The organism is Burkholderia sp. LFS061 (genome assembly GCF_047978125.1).
GTDB classification, from domain to species: Bacteria; Pseudomonadota; Gammaproteobacteria; order Burkholderiales; family Burkholderiaceae; genus Burkholderia; species Burkholderia pyrrocinia_C.
On sequence record NZ_JBFPFS010000098.1, the window covers coordinates 1 to 3,236 of the forward strand.

The 3,236-nt window shown below is 55.1% G+C and carries 2 protein-coding genes and 1 pseudogene; all 3 read right to left on the bottom strand.

The genetic code is table 11. The features are described 5' to 3' along the window. Positions 1-306: 306 nt before the first annotated feature. Positions 307-966, bottom strand: a complete 660-nt coding sequence (locus tag ACNQQL_RS35695) for a TniQ family protein (RefSeq protein WP_416392822.1) — start codon at positions 964-966, stop codon at positions 307-309. Continuing rightward, entirely contained in the window at positions 963-1,823 is an 861-nt protein-coding gene (locus ACNQQL_RS35700) for a TniB family NTP-binding protein (protein WP_347069491.1), read from the bottom strand. The genes ACNQQL_RS35695 and ACNQQL_RS35700 overlap by 4 nt, the downstream gene beginning before the upstream one ends. A gap of 11 nt (positions 1,824-1,834) precedes the next feature. After that, positions 1,835-3,236: pseudogene (locus ACNQQL_RS35705) on the bottom strand (transposase); the annotation flags it as partial.

Sequence of the window (3,236 nt, forward strand, 5' to 3'; positions counted from 1 at the left end):
TCCGGGCGTGATTCCGATTCGATAGTGTTCACGTGTCCGCTTATTCGTTAGGTGGACACGATACTCCCAAGCGTCTCGGTCAAACTCAAGATGGGTTCGCTAGCCGCTTACTGCTAACGTGACGGTATTGTCCAAAATGGATTTTAGGTGTGGGAGCCAGTGACTTCGGTGTATCTCCCGTTGTCCGGTTTGCAATGTCTGGATTTCCCGATAGGCGTTATCTGCTATAACTTCGAATGACGTCGGGAACGAGGTCAGGCTCCGTGGCTTGCACACGGCGCAAGGGGTATCAAGGCTGCCGATTGTCTACACGAGTCTCACGAATACATCCGGAGTAACGTCATCGAAGATGCTGAGCGCGCCGTCCGTGGGTGAGTGGAGTCGAAAATTTGCACCGAAAAGTAAGTATTCAAGCTGTCTGCAGACGGCAAGGGCCCCCTTTAGGGCCGAGTGGCGGCTGCGAATGCAGTTGTGGAATTCTCTGCCACATTCACAAACTAGCAAGCTCCGGCGACGCCACGAAATTGGTCTGCCGCACGCACATCGATCGACAAGGCAGATTTCATGTTTCGTGCAACAACACATCATGGTTAGAGACCATGAGGCCAATGCGCGGCGATAGTCGTGTAGACAGAACGGGCATATCTGGGGGCACGTCTGGCGCAGATGCTTGGGCCGCAAAAACGTCTGGTCGAGATAATCAGCGGTTGTTATTCCATCCTCAAACTGGCGTCGTACGAGCGCCCGCGCGATGAGCTTGGGAGTACCACCAAACATAAAAGCCAGTGCTTGTGTGGATTTGTACGGCAAGTAGCAGTGGCCCGGGGACGCTAGCGCCGAAGCGAGCAGATGAAAGGACAGTGCGTTCGCATCGCACATCCGCAGTGCGTAGCCAACGCCGTCCTCGTCAGGAAATATGTCATCCGAAAATGGATATGGATGCGTGTTGTTGTACGGGAAGTTCACTGGAACGGATTCTCTCGAGGCGACGCCGGTCCAAAAATTCGAAGAAATGCAGCGGCCAAATGCCCTTTGTTGACCGCAGCTGCGCCCTCATCAATTGCGATCATCACCGATTCTAGGACGAGCCCCTTGACGGCTCTGAATACACCCTGACTGGCCATATATAGCTCTCGCGAGTAATCGTTGCGAAGAGGCGCTAGATCGACGCTGTCACAGTTATCTGCATATGCCTTCAGCACGCCCTTCCATTCGGCGTCGTGCTTGAAGGGCATGAGGCGGAATGTTCCAGAAATCCGGGTACTTATCTGCGGATCGGCCGTTGCCAGCGCGGAGAGGTCCTCGGTGCCGGTCAAAAGGGCGGGTTTTTCGGTCAACGTCATATAACGTTTGAGCCAGTCGTTGATTGCTCGTCTTACGCCTTCTTTGCCACAGAGGAATACGTGCTGGTATTCGTCGAGTGCGGTGAGTTGTATTTTCCTTCGAGCGACAGCCTCGACGAGAACGTTGTTGACGGTTGCATTTGTGCTCACGGACACCTTTATTGGGATAGGGTATTTGAAGCACTTGAGCAGTTCGGACTGGACATGGGCGACAGTCGGTGCTTCTTTCAAAGCGGCGACCAGCACGGACTGGGTGTTCAGAAACGGCCAGCCGCAAGCGTTTCTCATCAGAAGATCGATCAGCAATGACTTCCCGCATCCACTGGGTGCGATCAGGCACATGCCGATCGGCGATCCCAGATCGTTGCCGAGTTGAATGACCCGTCCGATGCCGTCGAGTGCTTGAACAAAGCTCGAATGATTGACGACGATCTGATGGAGTGCCCTTCGCGCATTCAATGCTTTTTCACTGTACGTCATAGCTAAGCAGTTCAGGCGTCTTCGAGCCGGAAGGTGTCGAATGTTGGAATTGAGCGATTCGAATAGCTCAAGTCTTCGTCCGCCATTAGCCTGTCCGGTTGGTCATGTGGTACCGCGCTAGATCGCGGGTCGAGCACATCGACCGAGTTCTTGTTTCGCGAGCCGACGAAGTCACGGTTCATCTTGAGTCTTCTGCCAGAGCGAACCGCGTGGGCCCATTGCTCCTGGAGCTGAAGCTTGGCATGCCGTAATACTGCCTCGGCATTGGCCAGCCTCAGGCGCTCTCTGGCAGCGGCTCGTATTAAACGGTGCTGGGTTAGCGTAAGTCCAAGAGCGTATTCACGATCTTTAGCAGGTACCTTAATCCACGTGCTGTCGCGCGGATCTTGAACGAAGATGTGGCCGAGATCGTAGGGTTCTATCTTGCATGTGGCCTTGAACTTCGTTCCAATTGCTTGCCGCAACCGGCGAAGATCTTCACCACCGTACTGGAGCCATTCGAAGACGATTCCAGAATGATCCACGGTGGATATTTTCGTCAGCCCCGCAAGTATCTCCAAACTCGAAAATTGATCTACGAATGCGGGAGCGGGGCAACGGGCAAGGCCCTCCAGAAAGAGGTCGATTGGCCGCTCGACCTTCCGATCATTTACCGAAAATGGGTGTACGTCTACCACCCACTTCAGAACGCATGTGCAGAGATCGTTGAACGTGACGCATGCCGACTTCCTTGGGTCAATGGGGTCGGGATGTCGCCCGGGGCGCTGCGGGCGCCCTGGTACGGGCAGTTGGCGACAGGTCTCTAGAATATGGCGTTCAACTACGGCCTTGAACCACGGCTGCCGAACTGGACAATATTCGATGTCCATACAGAGTTCAATTCCCATCTGCTTGAACTGGTCCGAGTGGCAGGCGCGCGCGTTGTCGACAACTAGCGTTTCCCACAGCCCATGTGCGTGCCATGGGTTGGTGAGCCCGGCGGCTGCGACCAGAGGTTCTTTCGGCTGAATGGCAACCTTTATGGCCCGCAGGATACGAGCGAGGGACTCGCCTTCGAACGAAATGTAGAAGCCGGTGATGTAGCCACTATAGGCGCACACGAGAAGTGTGATGGTGGGACGTCCGAGAGGAATGCCAAGGTCGTCGTCTATCACCCATAGGTCGAGCAACGTGTGATCGAGCTCAACGCGCTCAAGTGGGCGTGTCGCGTACTTGCCGTGTGTTGAGAAGCGCCATTTCGCGCGCGCATGCACCGGGCCAAGACGAGCGCGGTCGCGATCGTATGGGGTTACCTCGTACGCGATCCTGAACCGCACCGGATTTTGTGGAGGCTCGTATTCTTGAGAGAATCGAGTCATGAACAAGAAGGCAAGCAAATTTTCCCCGGAAGTGCGGGAGCGCGCGGTGCGTCTG

Bases quoted from the DNA above. Each gene is read 5' to 3' on its own strand.
- ACNQQL_RS35700 (WP_347069491.1), bottom strand. From the start codon at position 1,823: ATGACGTACAGTGAAAAAGCATTGAATGCGCGAAGGGCACTCCATCAG.